The following is a 23,734-nucleotide window of genomic DNA, read 5'->3' as shown; positions in this document are numbered from 1 at the left end:
CCATGGTCTACCGCGTCTGTTTCGTCTGCACCGGCAACATCTGCCGCTCCCCGATGGCCGAGTCCGTCTTCCGCGCGCGCGTCGTGGAGGCCGGCCTCCACGACGTGGTGGAGGTCGACAGCGCCGGTACCGACGGCTGGCACGAGGGCGACGGCGCCGATGCACGCACGGTGGCCGTCCTTGAGGAGAGCGGTTACGCCGCCGACCACACCGCCCGGCGGTTCGACCCTTCCTGGTTCGCCCGCCTCGATCTGGTCATCGCCCTCGACACGGGTCACTTCAGAACCCTACGCCGCCTGGCCCCCACCCCGCGGGACGCGGGCAAGGTACGCCTGTTGCGCTCGTACGACCCCGGAGCGGGCGACGATCTGGATGTACCGGACCCTTACTACGGGGAGGCGGACGGCTTCCACGCATGTCTTGAGATGGTGGAGGCGGCGAGTGCCGGGCTGCTCTCCTCGGTACGCGAGCAGGCGGAAGGACGGGCGGCATGAGCGATTCGAGGATGACCGGCGGCTATGGGGCGGGCGCGGGGGGAGTGTCTCCGGGTGAGGGCACGCGCGCGGTGCGGGCCGGGCTGCCCGAGCCGGTCAAGCACGAACCGACCTTGCCCGGCCCCGTCTTCGCCGCCCACTTCCACCTGCCCGGCGATCCCACCGGTCCCTACACCTATGGCAGGGACGAGAACCCGACCTGGACGCTGCTGGAGCGGGCCATCGGAGAGCTGGAGGCGCCGGAGCAGGACGGTGTCGAAACCCTGGTGTTCCCCTCGGGTATGGCCGCGATTTCCTCGGTGCTCTTCTCTCAGCTCCGCTCCGGGGACGTGGCTGTCCTGCCGAACGACGGCTACCAGGCACTGCCCCTGGTGCGCGCCCAACTGGAGGCGTACGGCATCGAGGTGCGCACCGCACCGACCGGGGGCGACGCCCAGCTCGATCTCCTCGACGGCGCGAGACTGCTGTGGATCGAGACTCCGTCGAACCCCGGGCTCGACGTGTGCGACGTACGGCGGCTCACCGAGGCGGCACACGCACGTGGTGCGCTGGTCGCCGTCGACAACACGCTGGCGACACCGCTCGGCCAGCGCCCGCTGGAGCTGGGTGCCGACTTCACCGTGGCCAGTGGTACCAAGCAGCTCACCGGACACGGCGACATCCTCCTGGGATACGTCGCCGGCCGCGACGCCGAGGCGATGGCCGCCGTACGCCGCTGGCGCAAGATCGCCGGTGCCATTACCGGCCCCATGGAGGCCTGGCTCGCGCACCGTTCGATCGCCACGCTCCAGTTGCGGGTCGACAGGCAGAACGCCACGGCGCTGACGCTCGCCCAGACACTGCGGGAACGGCCCGAGGTGACAGGGCTGCGCTATCCGGGACTGCCGGACGATCCCTCTCACAAGATCGCCTCACGGCAGATGCGGCGCTACGGATGTGTGGTGTCTTTCACGCTGCCCTCACGCGCGCGTGCGGACCGCTTCCTCGACGCGCTGCGGCTCGTGGACGATGCGACGAGCTTCGGCGGTGTGCGGTCCACAGCCGAACGGCGGGGCCGGTGGGGCGGGGACGCGGTGCCGGATGGCTTCATCCGCTTCTCCGTCGGTGCCGAGGACCCTGCCGATCTGGTGGCGGACGTGCTGCGCGCACTGGACGATTCGGCCGGCTGACCGGTCCGGGCGGGTCGCCAGGCGCCCGACGACGGACGGTCCGAGCCTCCCCCCTCGTGGCTCGGACCGCCCTGGTTCTACGCACGCGAAGAACCACACAGCCAAGGCTAATTGACTCAGTGTCAGTGTCCAATCACTGTAGCGACAGCGACCTATCGACATATTTATAGTTGTGCCGGAGCGGCAGCGAGGCCGACAAACGGGAGGGCGTGCTGTGGATCTGGCCTTGTTGCGGACCTTCGTGACCGTGCACCGAGCCGGTTCCTTCACCCGCGCCGCCGCCCTGCTCGGCCTCTCCCAGCCGGCCGTGACCTCCCAGATCCGGACCCTGGAGCGACAGCTGGGGCGACCGCTGTTCCTGCGGCAGGCCCGTGGAGTGACACCCACGACCATCGGGGACGAGTTGGCCCACAAAGCCGCGCCCCACCTCGACGCCCTGATGGAAATCACCGAGACCGGGATCGCCGAGGACTCCTCCTCGCGGACGCTGCACCTGGCAGGACCCTTGGAGTTCACGTCCGAGCGGGTACTGCCCGCCCTCACCGCGCTGCCCCGGAACGGCCAGAGCTTCGCCCTGCGTGCCTCCTTCGGAACCGCCGAGGAGACCCTGGAAGGGTTGGCCGCCGGGCGACACGATCTGGCCATCAGCACGGTCCGACCACGCGGCGCTCCGCTCTCGGCGACTCCGCTCTGCGACGAGGAACACGTCCTGGTCGCCGCGCCCCACTGGGCCGAGCGGTTCGATGTCGGCGGGGCCCATCCCGCCAGGGTGTCCGAGCTGGAACAGATCCCGATGATCGAGGTGCATGAGTCGCTCCCCCTCGTCTCCCGTTACTGGGCCTCCGTCTTCGACTCCCGGCCTGCCACCGCGGGCGCTGTCGTCGCCCCGGATCTACGCGCGGTGCTGGCCTGCACCGTCGCGGGTGCCGGGCTGGCCGTGCTGCCCCGGTACCTGTGTACGGCCGCACTCGAAAGGGGGGAGGTCACCGCCCTGCACGAGCCCGCGGTGCCGCCATTGCGTACATACTTCCTGGTGGTCCGTAACGGCGCCCTGGCCATGCCGCATGTCGCACGTGCTCATGAGGCACTGCAGCAGGCAGCCACCGGCTGGTGCTGACCCTCCGGTCGGGCACGCTCCACGCCGGGCGCCCCACGCCGGAAATCCGGTCGTGATGTGTCGCAATGTTTCACGTGGAACTAGCTGGGCCACATTTCTTCCATGACCGTCCGACCCGTGGTCAAGCGCACCGCTCGAGCCGTTCTGCTGGACGACGACCACCTGATCCTGATCAAACGCACCAAGCCCGGTGTGGATTCCTACTGGGTCACCCCGGGCGGCGGTGTCGAACCGGAGGACTCGACCGTCGTCGACGCTCTCCACCGAGAGGTATACGAAGAGCTCGGCGCCAAGATCACCGATGTGGTGCCCTGTTTCGTCGATACGGTGGAGCACATCGGTGCGGACGGCGGCGCCACCGGTGTGAAGGTGCAGCACTTCTTCGTCTGCCACCTCGAGTCCATGGACCCGTCCTTGCGGCACGGCCCGGAGGTCGACGAACCCGCCGGGGAGTACCAGATCGTCCGCGTGCCGTTCACCCGCGTGGGCATCGCCTCCGTACACCTCGTCCCGCTGTCACTACGGCACTATCTGGACGGCAACATCGAGGGTGTGCGCGCACTGCAAGCCCCCGACCTGGACTGACTCACCCGAAAACCTAGCCGATTTCGCGCGTTTCACGTGAAACATCCCGTATCCGAAACCGCGCCCTGCACGGGCCTCCACGTGACTGAGAGACCACCTCGATCTTTGGAAACAAGTGGACGCCGTCGTCGACGTCGGACAACCTGACCTGCGTGCCGACACCCCCCTTTACTTCTCTGCCCATCCGTCGTCTGACATTCCGCGATCTCTCGGCCTGCGCCGACTTGTCCGAGGACCGGGGGTGGCCACGCGAAGAGCACAAGTGGAGACTTCTCCTCTCCGCCGGGAAGGGCTACGGCATCGATGATCCCGACGGCGGGCTGGCCTCCGCCTGCGTCGTGACCGAGTACGGGTCCCAGGAACAACCCACACTCGGTGCCATCGGCATGTTTCTGGTCGCGGAACGGCATGCCCGGCAGGGCGTCGGACGCCGTCTGATGCGCCACGTGGTCTCAGTGATGGGCCGCACCCCACTGACGCTGCACGCGACACCACACGGCCGCCCACTCTACGAAGAGCTCGGTTTCAAGGCCACCGGCCGGGCGGAGATGCTCCGCGGGCGCTTCGTCCCGGACGCGGGCGGCCACGTGGTGGGGGTGTCCACCCGAGCCGCGACCGCCGAGGACCTGCCCACCCTTCTCCGGCTCGACGAGGAGGTGTTCGGGACGGACCGCACACACATCGTCACCCGGTTGCCCGCATTCGCCGACCAGTTGCGTGTGGCCGAGGAGGACGGCCGGATCGTCGGCTACGCCGCCGCGTGGCCCAATATGGACACCCACGTCGTGGGTCCGCTGATCGCCCGCGACATGCCCACGGCCACGGCGCTCCTCGCCTCTCTCGCCGCCCGCACCGACCGGCCGTTGCGCACCGACATCGACGTACGGCACGAAGAGTTGCTGGCATGGGCGAAGGACCATGGCCTGGATTCCATCGCCTTCAACACTGTGATGACGTACGGAATCACGGAGCTGCCCGGCGACTGGACCCGAAGGTTCGCCCCTGTGACGGTTGCGGCAGGCTGACGCCTCCGGACACGACGACGCCGGTTCCCTGAGGTACCGGGAACCGGCGTACGCGCTATGGGCGCCGCAAGCCCTGGACGAGGGCGTCCACAGCAGCCGTGGCAAAGGAGTGATCCTGCTCCGGTGCACCGCCCCCGACGCCGATCGCGCCGATCGGACGGCCGCCACGCTGGACGGGTACGCCCCCCGCAATGAACAACAACGGCCGGTCGAGTGCGGTAGGCAGGGTGTGGAAGATCCCTCCGGGCTGTACGGCGTCGACGAGGTCTGCGGTGGGCGTGTTCAGCTGAAGAGCGGTATACGCCTTGCGGGTGCTGGTCTCGCCGGAGATCAGCACGGCACGGTCGTCCCGCCGGAAGGCGAGCAGATGTCCGCCCGCGTCCAGGACGGTCACGCTCACCGTGACCCCGGCAGCCTCGGCGGCCTGGTGCGCGGCCATGACGAGAGCTTCGGCCTCGGCGGTGGTGAGTGGGGCGACAGCGGTGGTGTTCATGAACAAGTACTCCTCGGTGTACGAAGGATGCCGATCGAAGCGGTGAGGTCCGTGAAGGAAGTGATGTCGGCAGGGAAGGGGATGTCGGTGGTGAAGGTGACGTCGGCTGTGATGGTGAGGGCGTCTGTGGACACGGAGGGCACAGGGGCGGCCCTCGCACCCTCCGTTGTCCACAGAAGCTCCGGTCAGTGGAGGACCGCGGCCCCCCGCTCGGCGGGCACTTGGTCGGCGCCCACTGCGCTGAGTGCCTTTTCACGACGGTCGAGGGCGGCGGAGACGAAGGCCAGCACCAGGGCACTCGCGGCGAGGACGGCGCCGACCCAGTTGGGCGCGGTGTAGCCGAGGCCCGACGCGATCACCAGGCCACCGAGCCAGGCGGACAGGGCGTTGCCGAGGTTGAAGGCGCCGATGTTCACGGCCGAGGCCAGCGTGGGGGCACCGTGGGCCTGGTCGAGAACACGCTTCTGCAGAGGCGGGACGGTGGCGAAGCCCAGGCCTCCGATCAGGATGATCGTGACGGCCGCCAGGACCTTGTGATGCGCGGTCAGGGTGAAGAGCGCGAGGACGACGGCGAGAGCGCCCAGGGACACGTACAGCAAGGGCATCAGGGCACGGTCCGCGTACCTGCCGCCGACGAGATTGCCCCCGACCATGCCCAGGCCGAAGAGGACCAGCAGCCAGGTGACGGATCCGTCCGCGAAGCCGGCGACCTGCGTCATCATCGGTGCGATGTAGGTGATGGCCGCGAAGACACCGCCGAATCCAAGGACGGTCATCGCCATGGCGAGCAGTACCTGGACGTTCTTGAAAGCTGCCAGTTCATGACGTAGCCGTACGCCCTCGGGCGCGGGAAGGTCGGGAACGAGCCCGGCGATGCCGGCCAGTCCGATGACACCGAGCACGGCGACGAGCCCGAACGTGATGCGCCAACCGGCCGACTGGCCGACAAGCGTGCCCAGGGGAACACCGACGACATTGGCCACGGTCAGCCCGGTGAACATCAGGGCGATAGCTCCGGCCTTCTTGTGCGGAGCGACCAGACCGGCCGCAACCACCGAGCCGATCCCGAAGAAGGCGCCATGGGCCAGCGAGGCGATCACCCGCCCGAGCAGCATGAGGCCGAAGACCGGGGCCAGGGCCGAGAGCAGGTTCCCGGCGATGAACAGACCCATCAGCAGCATCAGCATCCGCTTGCGGGAGATCTTGGTGCCGAGCACGGTCATCAGCGGGGCGCCGAGCATGACGCCCAGGGCGTAGCCGGTCACCAGATGACCGGCCGTGGGGACGGAGACGCCGAAGTCGCCGGCGACCTCGGGCAGCAAACCCATGATCACGAACTCGGTCGTTCCGATCCCGAAGGCCCCGATCGCGAGAGCCAGAAGCGCGAGAGGCATGAGGAGACAACCCTTCCCAAACGATTGCAGAATCACTTTGCGCGCTCAAACAATAGTTGCATGCGCTGGCTACATGCAAACGCGGCATATTTCGCTGCTGCTCTATCCTGGTTCCAGCAGCTCCTGGACGGAGGGAAACGCCAATGACAGCCACGGACCCCGCACTCACCGCCCTTGCGCAGGGCTGGTGCGCACTCTCCCTGCTGCACGGGAGGATCGAGGCCCACATCGAGCGGGCTCTTCAGGCCCAGCACGATCTGAGCGTGCGGGAGTACTCCCTGCTCGACGTGTTGAGCCGACAGCACGACGGCGAAGGGGGACATCTCCAGATGAAGCAAGTGGCAGACGCGGTCGTACTCAGCCAGAGCGCCACCACCCGTCTGGTCACCCGGCTCGAGGACCGTGGCCTGCTGGAGCGCTACCTGTGCCCCACGGACCGGCGTGGCATCTACACCAACGTCACGCAGGCCGGCCTCGCTCTTCTCGAGAAGGCGCGGCCGACCAACGACTCCGCACTGCGCGAGGCACTCGACGCGGCGGCGAAGAACCCCGACCTGGCCCCGCTGGTTCGCACGGTGGAGACTTTGAAGGCATCCGTACCGGCATGAGCCGACCCCGTCGGCACACGCCTGCGTAAGGTGCCGTCATGGAAGATCTTGAGATACGTGTCGCGGCCGCCCACGACGTCCCCGTGATCGTCGGCATGCTTGCGGACGACCCCTTGGGGGCGCAGCGCGAGTCTCCGGAGGACCTCGGTCCGTACCTGGCCGCGCTGGAGCGGCTCAGCGCCGATCCGAACCAGCACCTGGTCGTCGCAGTCCACAAGGACCGCGTCGTCGGCACACTCCAGCTCACGATCGTTCCCGGACTGTCCCGTCGCGGCTCCACGCGATCGATCATCGAAGGCGTCCGCATCCACGCTGATGAGCGCGGCAGCGGTCTGGGGACCCGGCTCATCGAGTGGGCCATCGGCGAGTCTCGCCGTCAGGGATGCCAATTGGTCCAGCTGACCTCCGACAACACCCGCACCGATGCCCACCAGTTCTACGAGCGGCTCGGCTTCTCGGCTTCCCATGTGGGCTTCAAGCTGGCGCTGTAAGGACGACGGAGGGCTGTTTCACGTGGAACAGCCCTGGGGCCCCGGTGATCCCAATCCCTCCTGGATACCCCAAGCCCGGTGTGCGGGCCCTAGGAGCGTCCTGAAGATCTTGACATCACGCCCGTCCTGCGCCGGTTCATGCCGATTGGCGTTTACTGGCAATCCGGCGTGAACCGGGCGGCCTGAGCAAGATCTTCAGCGGCCTTCCAGGGCGTGTTTCGAAGGTCCCGCCTGCCCCGCGGCGTCCGGCACGCACTCCCCCAAGCTCTTCGAGCAGGGGGGACCCCCAGCCGCGTTGTCGGGATCGCCCACGTACGCACCCGGTACGCGGGCGACCCTCCGCCGTGCGATCGCACGCTCCCCCAAGCTCTCGGCTCCGCTCGAGCAGGGGGGACCCCCATGACGCCGCGGGGCCCGCCCTCCGGGCAGCCGGCGCTACTTTCGAAACACGCCCTATCCGATCCCCCGCCATCCCTCAGGGTCCACTCCGCCCGGCACAGAAGCCCCGTCCTCGTACGGCTGACGGCTGAACACGAAGGACCCCAGGTCCAGATGGCGCACCGACCCGTCCGGCCGCAGTACGGGCTTCAGGAGCTCTCCGGCGTAGTAACCCTCCAGGCCGGTCCAGGTTCCGTCGCCGTTCGAGCGGAAGCGGGCGCGACGACCCGTGCCGGACAGCGGCTCCAACGACAGCGGCCCGTCGGCCGACAGCCGCAGAGCGAAGCCCTGCGTCCCCCAGTACCACTGGCCCACCAGCTCCAGCACCGCGGAATCAAACTCCCGCAACGGCCGCCAGGGCGCAGGGAGACGCGGTTCCGCCTCGGCGACGATCCGGATGAGATCGGCAGCGACCGGGAGCAGCAGTGGCCCCGAAGTGCAGTTGGCCAGGACCACCGCGGCCACGTCGTCCTCTACGCCGATCGCAAGACAGGCGAGGAAGCCCGGCAGGGATCCGGTGTGTCCGACGAGAGCCCGCCCGTCCCGGTGACGCAACTCCAGCCCCAGGCCGTAGGCATAGCCGCTCGCCACATCCGTTGCCTCTGCCGGCGCTGCAGGCCTCCTCATCTCCCGCAACGACTCGATATTCAGTACCCGTGCGTTCCCGTGGGCCAGGAAGACCGCGAAGCGTGCCAAGTCACCTGTGGTGGACCAGAGTTGTCCCGCCGGAGCCATCCGCCCGAGGTCCTCGGCCGGCTCGCGCAGCATCACGTCGGCCCACGGATGCACCGCCCAGCCGCCCGCATGCGGCGTCTTCGGACGCACACCCGTCCGGCGCAGGCCCAAGGGCTCAAGCACGTCACGTCGGAGTACCTCCTCCCACGTGGCACCGCGCAGCTTCTCCACAAGTGCGCCGAGCAGCGCGTATCCGGGGTTCGAGTAGTGGAACCGCCGGCCGACCGGATGCACCAGGGGCCGCTCGCCCAGGACATCGGCCAGGTCGGGCCGCAGTGAGCCGGGGGTGCGTTCCCACCAGGGCCCCGGTGTCTCGGCCGCCAGACCTCCGGCATGCGAGAGCAGCTCGGCGAGGGTCGCCTCCCCCGCACCCGTACCCGGCAGATACTTCTCCAGCGGGTCCCCGAGGTCGATCACCCCCTCATCACGCAACTGGAGAACCAGTACGGCGGTGAATGTCTTGGTGATGGAGCCGATGCGGTACTGCACGTCCTCGTCCGGCGCACGCCCCTCCACCGATGTCCGCGCCCCCGTCCAGACGGCCTCTCCGCCCCGCACCACGGTCGCGACGAGCGACGGGGCACGCTCCTCCGTCTGGGCGACGGCGATGCGGTGCAGCAACGCCCGACGCGTACCGGCCAGCAGTTCTTCCTGAGGTGTCGACATGCCCTCAGTTCACCAGGTGCGGGCTCCGCCCGTAGGAAGTCGGCGGCCGGAGCGGCCGACGCCGCGCCCGTCCTGGATGTTCGTCAGCGGGAGCAGACCACGCTGACGAACATGAAGGAAGCGAAGAAGGTTCCCTCGGAAAGAGAGGTGAACCGGCGACGGCCACGTTCTTCGTCGATGTGACCGTCATCGATGGCCTGTTGCAGGGTACGGCCCAGTCCCAGGGTGTGATCCGCGTCCTGGAAGTCGAGGAAGACCGGCGTCGTGGCGATCACCGTCTCGACGGTGAAGCCGGCTTGCTCCGCGTGGCGGACGAGGCTGCGGCCGATGGTGGCGTGCCGGACCACTTCCGAGGTGGGGTAACGGGTGAAGGCACGGCTTGTGCCGAGGTCCTCCGCGTCGACGGTCAAGGTGTCCCGGTCAGGTTCGGCAAGACCGATCCGTGCGCCCGGCCGGGTGACCGAGTGGAGTTGTGCCAGGGCATCGGCGGGCTCGGCGACGTGCATGAGAACCCGGTCGTTCTTGGCCCGGTCCACTGGCTCCGGCGCGACGGGCAGGGAGTGAGCGTCTCCCTCCCGGATCTCCACCACCGGCAGGTCTGTCGTGCGCCGACGGGCTTCGGTGAGCATCGCCGGGTCACGGTCGACTCCGACCACCGCGCCGCTGACGCCGACGCGTTCGGCCAGTGCCGGCAGGTCGGCGCCCGGACCGCATCCCATGTCGAGTGCCGTCTGCCCCTGCTGGACGTCCAGCGGGTTCATCGGCTCCCGCTTGTAGCCGTGGCCGGCAGCGGTGCTGTTCCCCAGGAAGGGATGTAGGGTCTCGCCGCCCATGGCCAGTGCCGGTGCCGTGACCTGGTAGTTGTCGTCGTGTCTCACGGCTCGGCCAGCCGTCCAGTCTCACGATCGTGTCCGAATCCTCGGGGCGGCCGGCTTGCTGGCTCGTCAGCTCGCTGGCTAACCACCCGCTGACGGAGTGCAGAACGCAAGCGGGGCGCCGGCCGGAGTGGCTGGCGCCCCGCTGCCGTGCCGTCAGGCCGGTTCGGATGTGGGCGTCTCGGTCCGGCTGCCGCTCAAGACGTCCACGATGCGGAAGTCGTCGCGCTCCAGGGCCTCGACGATCGCCACGGCCATGTCCTCAAGGCCGTCCGTGTCGGCAGGTAGGCCGCCGTGTGCCTTCCGGTAGGCGACCATGGTGTCCACGATCCTGAGCACAACATCGCTGTTCTCCGCACTGCTCTGCATCACGCCTCCTGTTCGTCGTCGCTGCCGCCGTTGACGGCGCGGAGCCGCCGGTGGGCCTTGAACGCCTCCCCGGGTTCCGGCCAGTCGTCGGCGCAGATTCCGTAGCGGGGCGGCATCAGACCCCGCTCACCCATATGAGTGAAGGGCCTGACCTGCCAATCTCAAACTCGTGTCAGATCTGCCATCGCTTGGCCATCGACCGTGAGATTTGGCCACGAAATCTGAGACCCTACAAGGGAACCGGTCAGGTCTGCGCCATGTCCACGAAGCGGGAGTAGTGGCCCTGGAAGGCGACCGTGATGGTCGCTGTCGGGCCGTTTCGGTGCTTGGCCACGATCAGGTCGGCCTCGCCCGCTCGCGGGGACTCCTTCTCGTACGCGTCCTCGCGGTGCAACAGGATGACCATGTCGGCGTCCTGCTCGATGGAGCCCGACTCACGCAGGTCGGAGACCATCGGCTTCTTGTCGGTGCGCTGCTCGGGACCACGGTTGAGCTGGGAGAGCGCGATGACTGGCAACTCCAGTTCCTTGGCGAGCAGCTTGAGGTTACGGGACATGTCCGAGACCTCCTGCTGACGGCTCTCCGCCCGCTTGGAACCGCCGGACTGCATCAGCTGGAGGTAGTCGATGACAACCAGCCGCAGGTCGTTGCGCTGCTTCAGCCGACGGCACTTGGCGCGGATTTCCATCATCGACAGGTTCGGGGAGTCGTCGATGTAGAGCGGTGCCGCCGAAACGTCCGGCATCCGGCGTGCCAGGCGGGTCCAGTCCTCGTCGGTCATCGTCCCGGACCGCATGTGGTGGAGGGCGACCCGGGCCTCGGCTGACAGCAGGCGCATCGCGATCTCGTTGCGCCCCATCTCGAGCGAGAAGACCACACTCGGCAGGTTGTGCTTGATGGACGCGGCACGGGCGAAGTCCAGCGCGAGCGTGGACTTACCCATCGCGGGACGCGCGGCGATGACGATCATCTGCCCCGGGTGCAGCCCGTTGGTGAGCGAGTCGAAGTCCGTGAACCCCGTGGGCACACCGGTCATCTCACCGCTGCGTGAACCGATCGCCTCGATCTCGTCGAGCGCGCCTTCCATGATGTCGCCGAGCGGGAGGTAGTCCTCACTGGTGCGCTGTTCCGTGACGGCGTAGATCTCGGCCTGCGCCCGGTTGACGATCTCGTCGACATCGTCGTCGGCCGCGTACCCCATCTGTGTGATCCGGGTACCGGCCTCGACCAGGCGGCGCAGCACAGCGCGCTCGTGCACGATCTCCGCGTAGTACGCCGCGTTGGCCGCCGTGGGCACCGTCTGGACGAGGGTGTGCAGATACGAGGCCCCGCCGACCTTGTTGATCTCACCGCGCTTGGTCAGCTCCGCGGCGATCGTGATGGGGTCGGCCGGTTCACCCTTCGCGTAGACGTCGAGAACGGCTGTGTAGACGGTTTCATGAGCCGGCTTGTAGAAGTCGTTGCCCTTGAGGATCTCCACTACATCGGCGATGGCGTCCTTGGAGAGCAGCATGCCTCCCAGAACGGACTGCTCGGCCTCGAGGTCCTGCGGCGGTACCCGCTCGAACGTGGAGCCCGTGCCGTCCCATCCACCGGAATCCCGGCCCCGGTCGTGCTGTTCGTCACGGCCGCGGCCTCCATTTTCACGGCGCCGGGAAGCGGGCAGACGATCACTGGGTCCGGTGTCGGCCCACGGGTCGTCCAAGGGCTCGGAAATGCTCACCGAGCAACCTCCTCCCGTCCGCCGAGCGGACCTCGCCGTGCTCCTCTTTCTACGACACGGCACTGACAAATAGGGCGCCCGACTCCGGTTGTCGAGCGCCGGTTTTATGACTTTTCGGAAACCGGCAAACGGAGTGGGCGCCGGACCACCGTAGGCCCGTCTGCACCGTCAGCCAATCTGGTTATCCACAGGGCATGTGGACGACTGGCCCAATGCTGTGGAGAAGTCCGCCAAACCTGTGCACGACCCGGTGGACAGCCCTGTGAACAAGACCCGCATTGATCCGCAAGAGGAGCGCTGACCTGGCATTTCCTCATCCACCGCCTGTGTAGAACAAAAAAATTTCCTCTTCGGCCAAGATCCCCCCAAGTGCTGTATGCAAGCACACACCCTGCGCCATCACGTAAGGGTCTATGACACATTGCATCTCTTACCTGTGGACGATTAGATTGGTGCGCATGACACAGGCCTCCGCGCGCCCTCGAGCCGTCCGACGGCAGCACGACCGCGAGATCGTCATGCTGGCCGTACCGGCATTCGGCGCCCTCGTCGCCGAACCCCTCTTCGTCATGGCGGACAGCGCCATCGTCGGCCACCTCGGCACAGCACAGCTCGCCGGACTCGGCGTCGCCTCGGCCCTCCTGATGACCGCCGTCAGCATCTTCGTCTTCCTCGCCTACGCCACCACGGCCGCTGTCGCCCGACGGGTCGGCGCCGGCGACCTCCCCTCAGCCATCCGCCAGGGCATGGACGGAGTCTGGCTCGCCCTGTTCCTCGGTGCCGGTGTCGTCACCCTGCTTCTGCCCACGGCACCCTCCCTCGTGGATCTGTTCGGAGCCTCGGACACCGCGTCCCCCTACGCGATCACCTATCTGCGTATTTCCTCACTCGGCATACCGGCCATGCTGATCGTGCTCGCCGCGACCGGTGTCCTGCGCGGACTGCAGGACACCAGAACCCCTCTCTACGTCGCCGTCGGCGGCTTCGCCGCCAATGGCGTTCTCAATGTCGCCCTGGTCTACGGCGCCGGTTTCGGTATCGCGGGCTCCGCCTGGGGCACGGTCATCGCCCAGTGGGGCATGGCCGTTGTCTATCTGATCGTGGTGCTGAAGGGAGCGCGCAAGCACGGTGCCTCACTACGCCCGGACCTCGCGGGGATCAGAGCCTCTGCCCAGGCCGGCGCGCCATTGCTGGTACGGACCCTCTCACTCAGGGCCATCCTGATGATCACCACCGCCGTCGCCGCCCGACTCGGCGATTCCGACATCGCGGCTCACCAGATCATCCTTTCCCTGTGGAGCCTGCTCGCCTTCGCGCTGGATGCCATCGCGATCGCCGGGCAGGCCATCATCGGCCGCTATCTGGGAGCCGGAGACGTTCAGGGGGCCCGCCAGGTATGCCGTCGCATGGTGCAGTGGGGCTTCGGGGTCGGAGCCGTCCTCGGCATGGTCGTGGTGCTCGCCCGGCCGTTCTTCCTGCCTCTGTTCACCAGCGATTCCACAGTCACGGACATGGCGTTGCCGGCCCTGGTGATCGTCGCGCTGTCCCAGCCGATCTCCGGCATCGTCTTCGTGCTGGACGGGGTACTGATGGGCGCGGGCGACGGGCCGTACCTGGCATGGGCGATGCTGATCACTCTGGTGGTCTTCACTCCGTTCGCCCTGCTGGTCCCGATGTTCGGAGGTGGACTCACCGCACTGTGGGGGACGATGGCTCTCATGATGACCGTTCGGCTGCTGACCCTGTGGTTCCGCACCCGCTCGGGCCGCTGGATCGTCACCGGCGCCGCACGCTGACCGTTTCACGCGAAACCCGTCGTTTCACGTGAAACAACGGCGGGGCCGCACCTGAAAGGTGCGGCCCCGCCCTCTGTCTGCTGCAACGAGCAGTACTTACTCCGAGACAACCTCGAGGTCGACCTTGGCGGCAACCTCGGGGTGCAGACGCACGGACGTCTCGTGGACGCCGAGGTTCTTGATCGGCGCGCCGAGCTCGATACGACGCTTGTCGACCTGGGGACCGCCGGAAGCCTTGATCGCGGAAGCGATGTCGGCGGGCGTGACGGAACCGAAGAGACGACCGGCGTTGCCGGAGCGGACCGCGAGGCGGACCTTGACGCCCTCGAGCTGGGCCTTCACCTGGTTGGCCTGCTCGATGGTCTGGATCTCGTGGATCTTGCGAGCGCGACGAATCTGCTCGACGTCCTTCTCGCCACCCTTGGTCCAGCGGATCGCGAGCTTCCGCGGAACCAGGTAGTTGCGAGCGTAACCGTCCTTGACGTCGACGACGTCGCCCGCGGCGCCGAGGCCGGAGACCTCGTGGGTGAGGATGATCTTCATGAGTCGGTCACCCTTCCCTTATCGCGCGGTGGAGGTGTAGGGCAGCAGCGCCATCTCACGGCTGTTCTTGACAGCCGTGGCGACGTCACGCTGGTGCTGGGTGCAGTTACCGGTCACGCGACGGGCACGGATCTTGCCGCGGTCGGAAATGAACTTCCGCAGCATGTTCGTGTCCTTGTAGTCCACGTACGTGACCTTGTCCTTGCAGAATGCGCAGACCTTCTTCTTCGGCTTGCGCACAGGCGGCTTCGCCATGATGTATCTCCTGTGTGATCAAGAAGTGTGGTGCGGCCCCGCCTAGAAGGGGGGCTCGTCCGAGTAGCCGCCACCGCCGCCACCGCTGCCGCCGGAGCCTCCGCCCCAGCCGCCGCCACTCTGGCCGCCGCCACCCTGCTGGCCGCCGGCGGGAGCGCCGGATGCCCAGGGGTCGTCGGCCGGAGCGCTGCCACCCTGCTGGCCGCCGCCGGAGCCTCCGCCCCAGCTGCCACCACCCTGGTTGCCGCCACCGCTGTAACCACCCTGGCCACCTCGGCCGGTGGTCTTGGTGACCTTGGCCGTGGCGTTGCGCAGGCTGGCACCGACTTCCTCGACGTCCAGTTCGTAGACCGTGCGCTTGACGCCCTCACGGTCCTCGTAGGACCGCTGCTTCAGCCGGCCCTGCACGACGACGCGCATGCCTCGCTGGAGCGACTCGGCGACGTTCTCCGCCGCCTGACGCCAGACCGAGCAGGTCAGGAACAGGCTCTCGCCGTCCTTCCACTCGTTCGTCTGGCGGTCGAAGGTGCGGGGAGTCGACGCGACACGGAACTTCGCGACGGCCGCACCGGACGGGGTGAAGCGCAGCTCGGGGTCATCGACAAGGTTGCCGACGACCGTGATGACGGTCTCGCCTGCCATGGGGGAACCTCTCGGCGGGTTTGCTGCTGGCTGCTTGTGCTGCTACTCGGGTCCCGGGACCAGCTGAGCGGAAGAGCTCAGTGGTTCTCGGGGCGGAGGACCTTGGTCCGGAGGACCGACTCGTTCAGGTTCATCTGGCGGTCGAGCTCCTTGACGACCGCAGGCTCGGCCTGCAGATCGATGACCGAGTAGATGCCCTCGGGCTTCTTCTTGATCTCGTACGAGAGACGACGACGCCCCCAGGTATCGATCTTCTCGACCTTTCCGCCGCCATCCCTGACGACAGAAAGGAAGTTCTCGATCAGCGGGGAGACTGCACGCTCCTCGAGATCGGGGTCGAGGATGACCATCACCTCGTAGTGACGCATGTGGAACCCACCTCCTTTGGACTCAGCGGCCACGGTCGTTCCGTGGCAGGAGGGTCGTGATGCGTTGCGCAACGATGCCTGTCAGTAGAACAGCCGCCACTGACAATCGAGGTCGGGTGGCGGTTTCTCCAGATCGGCCGGGACGGACCCGTGGTCCTGTCCTGAACGTGACTGGTATCCATCCGGACAGACACCGGTGCAGACGGTACAGAGTACCCGCACAGCGGCTTCCGGTTGAAATCAGGCCCGGAAGCCCGGCAGTCTGTACACATCGGGTGTGTACGGCGCTACGATGCGCCGCCTTTCGCAGGAGGTGCCCATGGCACAGGCATTGCGACCCAACACCGTCGGAGGCCTTTTCGCCACGGACGACAAGCCCCACCCAGTCCAGAGAGCCCTGCTCGCGGTAACCCTGGTGCTGGGGGTCACGTCCCTCGTCACCGCGCTGTTCCACCATCTGCACCTGCTCAGCTCATGGGCCGGCCTGGTGGGAATTCTCACTGGCGCGTACGGCCAGTGGATCTCGGAGACAACGCGGGAGCGCTTCGGCCTGATCCTGGGGCTGGGCGCCGCAGCAATCGGTTTCTTCCTCGGCATGTCGCACGGCGGCCTGTTCGGCGGGGTCATCGACTGACACCGGACACCTCCTCCCGCATACCGTGGGTGCGCCCCGGCCGTGACAGGCCGGGGCGCAGGCCCCGTGTGCCCAACCAGGGCGCATCCACGGCGCAGTAGGCTTCGCGCGAGAGCCGGAGCCCCTGAACCCATGGGGACACACCAGCCCGAGGAGCGCCCCGAATGAGCCTGACCCTGAGGACCATCAGCCGAGAGCAGCATCTGGCATACATCCAGAGCCTGCCGTCGGCGAGTCACATGCAGGTCCCTGCCTGGTCGGACGTCAAGGCGGAATGGCGCGCGGAGAACCTCGGATGGTTCGACGACCGCACCGGCGAGCTGGTCGGCGCCGGCCTCGTCCTCTACCGGCAGCTCCCCAAGATCAAGCGCTACCTGGCCTATCTCCCCGAAGGCCCGGTCATCAACTGGTTCGCGCCAAATCTTCAGGAGTGGATCGAGCCGATGCTCGCCCACCTGAAGCAGCAGGGCGCGTTCTCGGTGAAGATGGGCCCGCCTGTGGTCATCCGGCGCTGGGAGGCGACGACCATCAAGAAGGGCATCCAGGACCCGGACGTGAAGCGTCTGCGTGATCTGGAGGCCGACTTCATCGAGCCCCGTGCCTTCGAGGTAGCCGACAAGCTGCGCCGTATGGGATGGCAGCAGGGTGAGGACGGCGGAGCCGGTTTCGGTGACGTACAACCCCGCTACGTCTACCAGGTGCCGCTGGCGAACCGCTCCCTGGAAGAGGTCCACAAGAACTTCAACCAGTTGTGGCGCCGCAACATCAAGAAGGCCGAGAAGGCCGGCGTCGAGGTCGTCCAGGGCAGTTACAACGACCTGGAAGAGTGGCAGCGGCTGTACGAGATCACCGCCGTGCGCGACCACTTCCGGCCGCGCCCGCTGTCGTACTTCCAGCGCATGTGGACCGCCCTCAACGCCGAGGACCCCAACCGCATGCGGCTGTACTTCTCCCGGCACAACGGCGTCAACCTGTCGGCGGCGACGATGCTGATCGTCGGCGGTCACGTCTGGTACTCCTACGGCGCGTCCGACAACATCGGCCGTGAGGTCCGGCCTTCGAACGCGATGCAGTGGCGGATGCTGCGCGACGCCTACGCGCTCGGCGCCACCGTCTACGACCTGCGCGGCATCTCCGACTCGCTGGACGAGACCGACCATCTCTTCGGACTGATCCAGTTCAAGGTGGGCACGGGCGGCGAGGCCGCCGAGTACCTCGGCGAGTGGGACTTCCCGCTGAACAAGCTGCTCCACAAGGCGCTCGACATCTACATGTCGCGCCGCTGACACCGGCTCCGCGCACGGTTCGCTCCACCAGTTCCCACAGCTCTCGACCCTCCGACATACCGCAACCACGAGAAAGGTTCCAGGTCCGGCCATGGCGCTCACGCTTTACGTCGACACCGCGCGCTGGCGGGCGCATCACAAGCACGTGCAGCAGCAGTTCCCGGGACTCGTCCCGGTCTGCAAGGGCAACGGCTACGGCTTCGGACACGGGCGGCTGGCCGAGGAGGCCACCCGGCTGGGCTCGGACATCCTCGCCGTCGGCACGACGTACGAGGCTGCCCGGATCAAGGACTGGTTCGGCGGCGATCTGCTCGTGCTGACGCCGTACCGGCGCGGCGAGGAACCCGTCCCGCTGCCCGACCGGGTCATCCGCTCGGTTTCGTCGATCGACGGCGTGTACGGCCTGGTCGGCGCCCGGGTGGTCATCGAGGTGATGTCCTCGATGAAGCGGCACGGCGTCAGCGAGCAGGATCTGCCCCAGCTGCACTCCGCCATAGAGAACGTCCGGCTCGAGGGTTTCGCCATCCATCTGCCCCTGGACCGCACCGACGGCTCGGACGCCGTCGAGGAGGTCATCGGCTGGATGGACCGACTGCGAGCAGCCCGCCTCCCCCTGCACACCATGTTCGTCAGCCACCTCAAGGCCGAGGAACTCGCCCGGCTGCAGCAGCAGTTCCCGCAGACGCGGTTCCGCGCCCGGATCGGCACGCGGCTGTGGCTGGGGGACCACGAGGCCACCGAATACCGCGGTGCCGTCCTGGACGTCACACGCATAGCCAAGGGCGAGAGGTTCGGCTACCGGCAGCAGAAGGCCGCGTCCGACGGCTTCCTGGTGGTTGTGGCGGGGGGCACGTCGCACGGGGTGGGCCTGGAGGCCCCCAAGGCTCTGCACGGCGTCATGCCGCGTGCCAAGGGCGTTGCCCGCGCCGGACTGGCCACGGTGAACAGGAACCTCTCTCCGTTCGTCTGGGCCGGCAAGCAGCGCTGGTTCGCCGAACCGCCGCACATGCAGGTGTCGATCCTGTTCGTGCCCTCGGACGCACCGGAACCGCAGGTCGGTGAGGAGCTGGTGGCCCACCTGCGGCACACCACCACGCAGTTCGACCGGATCCTCGACCGCTGAGCGGCACAAGGCGCGGGGCAGACGGAGCAAGCGGGGCAGGCGGAGCAGGCGAGGGAGACAGAGCCTGCGGAGGAGACAGAAGCAGCGCCTGAGCAGGCGCCGGAACAGCGAGAAGGGCCGTACACGGTGCCCCCGTGCACGGCCCTTCCCTGTGCCTTCACCAGCATCCGGCGTGACCTGTCATCGGACCGGCCACCCGCCCAGCCACGGGTCGTTCGCTCAGAGCGAACTACCCGTGGCATCGGCCTTGCCCCACCCGACCTGCGGCTTGTCGAACTGCGCGGTGTCCCGAGCGGGCCGAGCAGCGGGACCGAGCACGAAGGCGTCCTCCGCTCCGTTCAGCACCCCGCCCGAGGGATCGTCGCCACCGGACCTGCGCACCGGGTCCCGGTCCGGCATCAGGATGTCGCGCACGATCATGACGCACAGGTAGAGCGTCCCGAGCAGATGCAGACCGATGGTCCAGTGGTAACCGTCGGCGGGCAGTCCCTTGTTGGCGTCTCCGCTGGTCGTGTACGCGAGATACATCCAGATGCCGAGGAAGTAGGCAACCTCGCAGGCCTGCCAGATCAGGAAGTCCCGCCACTTCGGCCGGGCCAGGACGGCCAGGGGCACCAGCCACAGGACGTACTGGGGCGAGTAGACCTTGTTGGTGAGGATGAACGCGGCGACGACCAGGAAGGCGAGCTGCGCGAAGCGTGGTCGGCGGGGAGCCGCAAGGGCCAGCGCGGCGACGCCCACGCAGCACAGCAGCATCAACAGCGTGGCAAGGGTGTTGACCGTCTCGGTGCTGAGCGGGTCGGACGAGTTCTGGGCGATGATCAGCCAGAAGGAGCCGAAGTCGACGCCCCGCTCCTGGCTGAACGTGTAGAACTTCGACCAGCCGTCGAAGGCGAAGAGCATCACCGGCCCGTTCACCACGGCCCAGGCGACGACGGCACCGCCCAGGGCCTTCCCGAACTCCCGCCACCGTCCGACACGCCAGCACAGCACCAGCAGCGGCCCCAGGAGGAGCACGGGGTAGAGCTTGGCGGCTGTGGCCAGCCCCAGGAGGATTCCGAAGGCAAGAGGCCGGCTACGCGACCACATGAGCATCGCGGCAGCCGTCAGCGCGACCGCCAGCAGGTCCCAGTTGATGGTCGCGGTCAGAGCGAAGGCCGGCGCCAGGGCGACCAGCAGGCCGTCCCAGGGGCGCCGGGCGTGCGTACGGGTCACGCAGACGGCGATGACGGCCGCGCACACCATGAGCATTCCGGCATTGACCATCCAGTACCACTGCTCCTGGTCCTGGATGCTCCCGCTGCCGGGGGTGAGCCAGGACGCGACCTCCATGAACACACCGGTCAGCACCGGGTATTCGAGGTACTGCATGTCGCCGGGGAGCTGGTCGAAGTAGGGTACGAGGCCGTCGGCGAAGCCCCGCCCCTGGTAGAGGTGCGGGATGTCCGAGTAGCACGCGTGGGTGTACTGGGAGCCGGCGCCGAAGAACCACGCACCGTTGTAACAGGGCGCCTTCTGGACCAGGCCGAGGGTGAACATACCGATCGCCACGAGCGCGATCACCCGGACCGGGGTCCACCAGGACGTCCCCAGCAGGGCACGCCGCCCGAGCGGACCGCCGATCAGCTCACTGCCGGCCCTGGCGACCTTGTCCTCCCGGGTCGGCCCCACCAGCTCCGGCTCGTGGACGCTCGCTTGCGTCGATTCTCCACTGGGCATGCCGCACATCCTGCCGTACGCACCGGGGCCCATGCCGAGGGCCGCCGTACCCGAGGGGTACGGCGGCCCATGTTTCACGTGAAACACCCAAGTCGGGCGAAAGTGCGGCTACCCGGTCGAGCCCCCGAGGAAGCCACCGCTTCCGTTGCCGTTGCCGTTGCCGTTGCCCCGGCTGGTGCCTTCCTCTTCCGACTCCGAAGGCGACGGTGAGCTGGTCACCCCGCCGTCCGTACCACCGGCGTCCGAGCCTCCTGGCCCTGTACCGCCCGTGTCGTCCTCGTCCTCACAGTTGAAGTCGAAGACCCTGCAGGTGGCGGTCTCGGACGGCGTGGGGCGGCTGGGCTCCGGCTCCGGCGCCGGCTCCGAAGTGCTCGGAGACGCCGACGGCGTCTCCTCCTCGGTCTCCGTGGGCGAGGGACTCGCGGTCGGCGACGGAGTGTCGTTGACGATCTCGCCAATGGGCTTCGGGGTCGGGAAGGGCAGAGCCTTCTGGCCCTTCAGCGCGACCTCCATGTAGTCGGCCCAGATCTCGGACGGGAACGAGGCACCGTGGATCGATTCCTGGTCACCTGTTCCGTACATCTCCAGGAACTGGCGGTTCTTGATGGTCTCGTCGTCGGGGTACCGGAACATGCTGATCGCCGTGGACAACTGCGGGGTGTAGCCGACGAACCAGGCGGACTTGTTGCCGTCCGTGGTGCCGGTCTTGCCGGCCACCTCGCGGCCCTCGAGCTGGGCGTTGCTGCCGGTTCCGTCCTCGACGACGGTCTTCAGGACGTCCGTGACGTTGTCGGCGACCAGAGCGGTGAACGCCTGCTCGGTCTGGGTCTTGTGGGTGAAGACCGTGCCGTCCTTGTCCGTCACCTTCTTGACCGAGAACGGATCACGCTGCTCGCCGCTGGCCGCGAAGGTGGCGTACGAACCCGCCATGCGGATCGCGCTGGGGTTGGAGGTACCGAGGGAGAACGACGGGTAGTTCGTTCCGGCGAGGCTGCTCTCCAGAAGCCCGGAGTCCACCGCGGACTCCTTCACCTTGTCCAGGCCGACATCCACGCCGAGTTGAACGAACGCGGAGTTCACCGAGAACTGCATCGCCTTACGGAGATCGATCTTGTAGTCGGGCGGGTCGCCGAGTGACTCGTCACCGTCGTTGACCTGCTGCCACTGCTCGCCCTTCTCGTTCTGCCAGACCGAACCGTCGTATTCATTGATCTTGAGTTTGTTCTTGCCGCTGTACAGGCTCTTCTCGGAGACCTTCGTACGCTCGTCCTGGGGCTGCACCGGGTCGCCCTCGGGGTCCCGGACGCCCCACTTCATGGCGGCCGCCAGCACGTACGGCTTGAACGTCGAGCCGACCTGGGCACCGGTCGCGTCGGCGTTGTTGGTGAAGTGCTTGGTCGCGTCGGCACCGCCGTAGATGGCCTTGATCGCACCGGTCGCCGGGTCCACCGAGGCACCGCCGAACTGGACGTGGGTGTCCGTCCTCGGGCGCTCCTCGGGCTTGATGTTCGCCTTGTAGACCTTCGTGACCGACTTCTCGAGCGCCTCGACCTTCTTCTTGTCGAAGGTCGTGTAGATCGAGTAGCCGCCCTGCTCCAGCTTGTTGGCGGTGATACCGGTTTCGTCGCTGTTGTTGACGATGTACGCCTTGGCGAGGTCAACGAGGTAACCGATCTGCCCGCTCAGCGCGGTGTTCGACCGGGGGTTCTCCACCTTGGGCAGCTTGGTGTACTTAGCCCTGTCCGCAGGATCCAGATGGCCGTACTCAACCATCTTTTCCAGCGTGTCCTGCATCTGGAGCCGGGCACGCTTCTCGTTCTTCTCCCGAGTGGCATTGACCGGGTCGATGGAGGTCGCGCCGGCCGGGTCGTAGTAGGTGGCGCCCTTGAGGACCGCCGACAGGAAGGCACACTCGCCCTCGTCGAGCTCGAGTGCGGGCTTGTCGAAGTACGCCTGGGCAGCCGCCTGGATCCCGTATGCCCCACGCCCGTAGTACGCGGAGTTCAGGTAGCCCTCGAGGATCTCGTCCTTGTCCATTTTGGTGCCGACCTTGATCGAGACGAACATCTCCTTGACCTTGCGGGAGAGCGTCTGCGACTGGTCGTCCAGCATGGCGTTCTTGACGTACTGCTGGGTGATCGTGGACCCGCCCTGCGTCTCGCCGCCCGTGGCCATGTTGAGCACGGCGCGGGCGATGCCCCTGGGGTCGATGCCGGTGTCCTGGCGGAAGGTCTTGTTCTCCTGGGAGATGACCGCGTCCTGCATCGCCTTGGGGATCTTCTCGAGGTTGACGATCTGGCGGTTGCGCTCACCACCCGTCGCGACCATCTGCGACTCGTCGGACCAGTAGTAGACGTTGTTCTGCGCCGTGGCGGTCTCGGCAATGACGGGCACGCCCACCAGCGCGTACCCGATTCCCGCGGCGGCCACCATGCTGCCGAAGAACGCGATGCACAGCCCGGTGACGAACTTCCAGGACGGCATCCAGCGATGCCAGCCGTACTTGTCGTGGCGCGGATAGTCGATGATCCGCTTCTTGTCGGAAGGCGCCGACCGCCCCCGGCCGGGCCCGGTGGAACCGGCCCGGCGGCCCCCGCCTCTCTGTGCCGCGCGTCGTGCTTCGACGCGGCTTCCATGGGTATGGCCCTCACCACCCGAGTCGCGGGAGTCCGACCCATAGGAATCGGACGGAGACCCGGTGGCGCCTCCCGGTGCCACGCGGCGGCCGGAGGACGAGCCGGACTGGCCGCGTCGGGCCGCGGCACGTCCGCCTCCCTGCGGCTGCTGCGGTTTGCGACGGTGCTCGCTCATCGAACGACTACTCCTCGGGCAGGCGCATTCTCGCGCGCCTGGAAACGGCAACTGGTTTCCGGTCCCCCCGAAGTACGGATGCCGTGGGTCCCGCATTCATCCCGTACTGCACCAGGGACGAGGACACCCCCACGCGTAACTCGGTTCCCGGTGTTCTGCATGGCGCACAGACTACGCACCGCCAAAACCCGCGAGCACAGAAGTTCAGCTCAAAACAGGCAACTTGCTCGCTTTGGAACGCGGATGTGATCCCGTTCACCACACCTCCTCTTGTCCCGGAAGCAAGGCCGTTCTATCGTCGTGATGTATCGAGTCGATACATCAGCTCGGCATAAGGGCGGCGATGAGCCACCCGAGAAACCGTCACGGCACGAC

The 23,734-nt window shown here is 67.4% G+C and carries 24 protein-coding genes; 11 read left to right on the top strand and 13 right to left on the bottom strand.

The annotated features are described in order from the left end of the window. Positions 1-2 precede the first annotated feature (2 nt). From V4Y04_RS18725 to V4Y04_RS18705, 5 genes are all read left to right on the top strand, one after another. Positions 3-494, top strand: a complete 492-nt coding sequence (locus V4Y04_RS18725; protein ID WP_332429358.1) for a low molecular weight protein-tyrosine-phosphatase — start codon at positions 3-5, stop codon at positions 492-494. Beyond that, positions 491-1,663: a cystathionine gamma-lyase gene (locus tag V4Y04_RS18720; RefSeq protein ID WP_332429357.1), complete on the top strand. Its 1,173-nt coding sequence runs from the start codon at positions 491-493 to the stop codon at positions 1,661-1,663. Before V4Y04_RS18725 ends, V4Y04_RS18720 begins: the two co-directional genes overlap by 4 nt. Positions 1,664-1,877: 214 nt before the next feature. Next, on the top strand, positions 1,878-2,780 hold the full coding sequence (locus V4Y04_RS18715; protein ID WP_332429356.1) for a LysR family transcriptional regulator: 903 nt from the start codon (positions 1,878-1,880) through the stop codon (positions 2,778-2,780). A 102-nt stretch (positions 2,781-2,882) separates the two neighbouring features. Continuing rightward, on the top strand, positions 2,883-3,365 hold the full coding sequence (locus tag V4Y04_RS18710) for an NUDIX hydrolase (RefSeq protein ID WP_332429355.1): 483 nt from the start codon (positions 2,883-2,885) through the stop codon (positions 3,363-3,365). Between the two features lie 152 nt (positions 3,366-3,517). Next, entirely contained in the window at positions 3,518-4,390 is an 873-nt protein-coding gene (locus tag V4Y04_RS18705; protein ID WP_332429354.1) for a GNAT family N-acetyltransferase, read from the top strand. Positions 4,391-4,445: 55 nt separating this feature from the next. On the opposite strand, the gene V4Y04_RS18700 is transcribed toward V4Y04_RS18705, so the two are convergent. Together V4Y04_RS18700 and V4Y04_RS18695 are read right to left on the bottom strand one after the other, a co-directional pair. Next, entirely contained in the window at positions 4,446-4,883 is a 438-nt protein-coding gene (locus V4Y04_RS18700; RefSeq protein ID WP_332429353.1) for a GlcG/HbpS family heme-binding protein, read from the bottom strand. Positions 4,884-5,068: 185 nt separating this feature from the next. After that, complete coding sequence (locus V4Y04_RS18695) at positions 5,069-6,277, bottom strand: MFS transporter (RefSeq protein ID WP_332429352.1); 1,209 nt, start codon at positions 6,275-6,277, stop codon at positions 5,069-5,071. A gap of 143 nt (positions 6,278-6,420) precedes the next feature. On the opposite strand from V4Y04_RS18695, the gene V4Y04_RS18690 reads away from it, so the two are divergent. Beyond that, positions 6,421-6,885 (top strand): MarR family winged helix-turn-helix transcriptional regulator, encoded by a 465-nt coding sequence (locus V4Y04_RS18690; protein ID WP_332429351.1) that lies wholly within the window; start codon positions 6,421-6,423, stop codon positions 6,883-6,885. A 38-nt stretch (positions 6,886-6,923) separates the two neighbouring features. Beyond that, complete coding sequence (locus V4Y04_RS18685; protein ID WP_332429350.1) at positions 6,924-7,376, top strand: GNAT family N-acetyltransferase; 453 nt, start codon at positions 6,924-6,926, stop codon at positions 7,374-7,376. Between the two features lie 453 nt (positions 7,377-7,829). On the opposite strand, the gene V4Y04_RS18680 is transcribed toward V4Y04_RS18685, so the two are convergent. From V4Y04_RS18680 to dnaB, 5 genes are all read right to left on the bottom strand, one after another. Further along, on the bottom strand, positions 7,830-9,215 hold the full coding sequence (locus tag V4Y04_RS18680; protein WP_332429349.1) for a serine hydrolase domain-containing protein: 1,386 nt from the start codon (positions 9,213-9,215) through the stop codon (positions 7,830-7,832). A gap of 83 nt (positions 9,216-9,298) precedes the next feature. Beyond that, complete coding sequence (locus tag V4Y04_RS18675; protein WP_332429348.1) at positions 9,299-10,093, bottom strand: methyltransferase domain-containing protein; 795 nt, start codon at positions 10,091-10,093, stop codon at positions 9,299-9,301. 153 nt (positions 10,094-10,246) lie between these two features. Continuing rightward, the gene (locus V4Y04_RS18670; RefSeq protein WP_332429347.1) at positions 10,247-10,459 is read right to left on the bottom strand and encodes a hypothetical protein; all 213 of its coding nucleotides are present in this window, start codon (positions 10,457-10,459) and stop codon (positions 10,247-10,249) included. Further along, complete coding sequence (locus V4Y04_RS18665) at positions 10,459-10,593, bottom strand: hypothetical protein (protein WP_332429346.1); 135 nt, start codon at positions 10,591-10,593, stop codon at positions 10,459-10,461. Before V4Y04_RS18665 ends, V4Y04_RS18670 begins: the two co-directional genes overlap by 1 nt. 110 nt (positions 10,594-10,703) lie before the next feature. Then, complete coding sequence (gene dnaB, locus V4Y04_RS18660) at positions 10,704-12,182, bottom strand: replicative DNA helicase (RefSeq protein ID WP_332429345.1); 1,479 nt, start codon at positions 12,180-12,182, stop codon at positions 10,704-10,706. A gap of 458 nt (positions 12,183-12,640) precedes the next feature. On the opposite strand from dnaB, the gene V4Y04_RS18655 reads away from it, so the two are divergent. Then, a complete protein-coding gene (locus tag V4Y04_RS18655) occupies positions 12,641-13,978 on the top strand; it encodes an MATE family efflux transporter (RefSeq protein ID WP_332429344.1) in 1,338 nt (445 codons plus the stop codon). A gap of 96 nt (positions 13,979-14,074) precedes the next feature. On the opposite strand, the gene rplI is transcribed toward V4Y04_RS18655, so the two are convergent. The 4 genes from rplI to rpsF all read right to left on the bottom strand — a co-directional run bounded on the left by rplI (position 14,075) and on the right by rpsF (position 15,786). After that, on the bottom strand, positions 14,075-14,521 hold the full coding sequence (rplI, locus tag V4Y04_RS18650; protein WP_332429343.1) for a 50S ribosomal protein L9: 447 nt from the start codon (positions 14,519-14,521) through the stop codon (positions 14,075-14,077). An 18-nt stretch (positions 14,522-14,539) separates the two neighbouring features. Then, a complete protein-coding gene (gene rpsR, locus V4Y04_RS18645; RefSeq protein WP_003949403.1) occupies positions 14,540-14,776 on the bottom strand; it encodes a 30S ribosomal protein S18 in 237 nt (78 codons plus the stop codon). 42 nt (positions 14,777-14,818) lie between these two features. Continuing rightward, positions 14,819-15,418, bottom strand: coding sequence for a single-stranded DNA-binding protein (locus V4Y04_RS18640; RefSeq protein ID WP_332429342.1), 600 nt, complete (start codon positions 15,416-15,418; stop codon positions 14,819-14,821). A gap of 77 nt (positions 15,419-15,495) precedes the next feature. After that, entirely contained in the window at positions 15,496-15,786 is a 291-nt protein-coding gene (rpsF, locus tag V4Y04_RS18635) for a 30S ribosomal protein S6 (RefSeq protein ID WP_055571119.1), read from the bottom strand. A gap of 319 nt (positions 15,787-16,105) precedes the next feature. Between rpsF and V4Y04_RS18630 the strand changes: the two genes are divergently transcribed. The 3 genes from V4Y04_RS18630 to V4Y04_RS18620 all read left to right on the top strand — a co-directional run bounded on the left by V4Y04_RS18630 (position 16,106) and on the right by V4Y04_RS18620 (position 18,829). Then, positions 16,106-16,420 carry a hypothetical protein gene (locus V4Y04_RS18630; protein ID WP_332429341.1) on the top strand — a complete coding sequence of 105 codons (315 nt, stop codon included), beginning with the start codon at positions 16,106-16,108 and terminating at the stop codon, positions 16,418-16,420. Positions 16,421-16,584: 164 nt separating this feature from the next. Further along, positions 16,585-17,706: a peptidoglycan bridge formation glycyltransferase FemX gene (gene femX, locus V4Y04_RS18625; protein ID WP_332429340.1), complete on the top strand. Its 1,122-nt coding sequence runs from the start codon at positions 16,585-16,587 to the stop codon at positions 17,704-17,706. A 91-nt stretch (positions 17,707-17,797) separates the two neighbouring features. Then, on the top strand, positions 17,798-18,829 hold the full coding sequence (locus V4Y04_RS18620) for an alanine racemase (protein WP_332429339.1): 1,032 nt from the start codon (positions 17,798-17,800) through the stop codon (positions 18,827-18,829). Between the two features lie 219 nt (positions 18,830-19,048). Here V4Y04_RS18620 and V4Y04_RS18615 read toward each other — a convergent pair whose 3' ends face one another. Both V4Y04_RS18615 and V4Y04_RS18610 read right to left on the bottom strand, forming a co-directional pair. Next, positions 19,049-20,557: a glycosyltransferase family 87 protein gene (locus V4Y04_RS18615; RefSeq protein ID WP_332432901.1), complete on the bottom strand. Its 1,509-nt coding sequence runs from the start codon at positions 20,555-20,557 to the stop codon at positions 19,049-19,051. A gap of 99 nt (positions 20,558-20,656) precedes the next feature. Next, on the bottom strand, positions 20,657-23,359 hold the full coding sequence (locus V4Y04_RS18610) for a transglycosylase domain-containing protein (RefSeq protein ID WP_332429338.1): 2,703 nt from the start codon (positions 23,357-23,359) through the stop codon (positions 20,657-20,659). Between the last annotated feature and the right edge of the window lie 375 nt (positions 23,360-23,734).

The sequence above is a fragment of the Streptomyces sp. P9-A2 genome (assembly GCF_036634175.1).
GTDB classification, from domain to species: Bacteria; Actinomycetota; Actinomycetes; order Streptomycetales; family Streptomycetaceae; genus Streptomyces; species Streptomyces pratens.
Note: the sequence above shows the minus strand (reverse complement) of the source record. Positions and strands in the feature narration are given on the sequence as shown.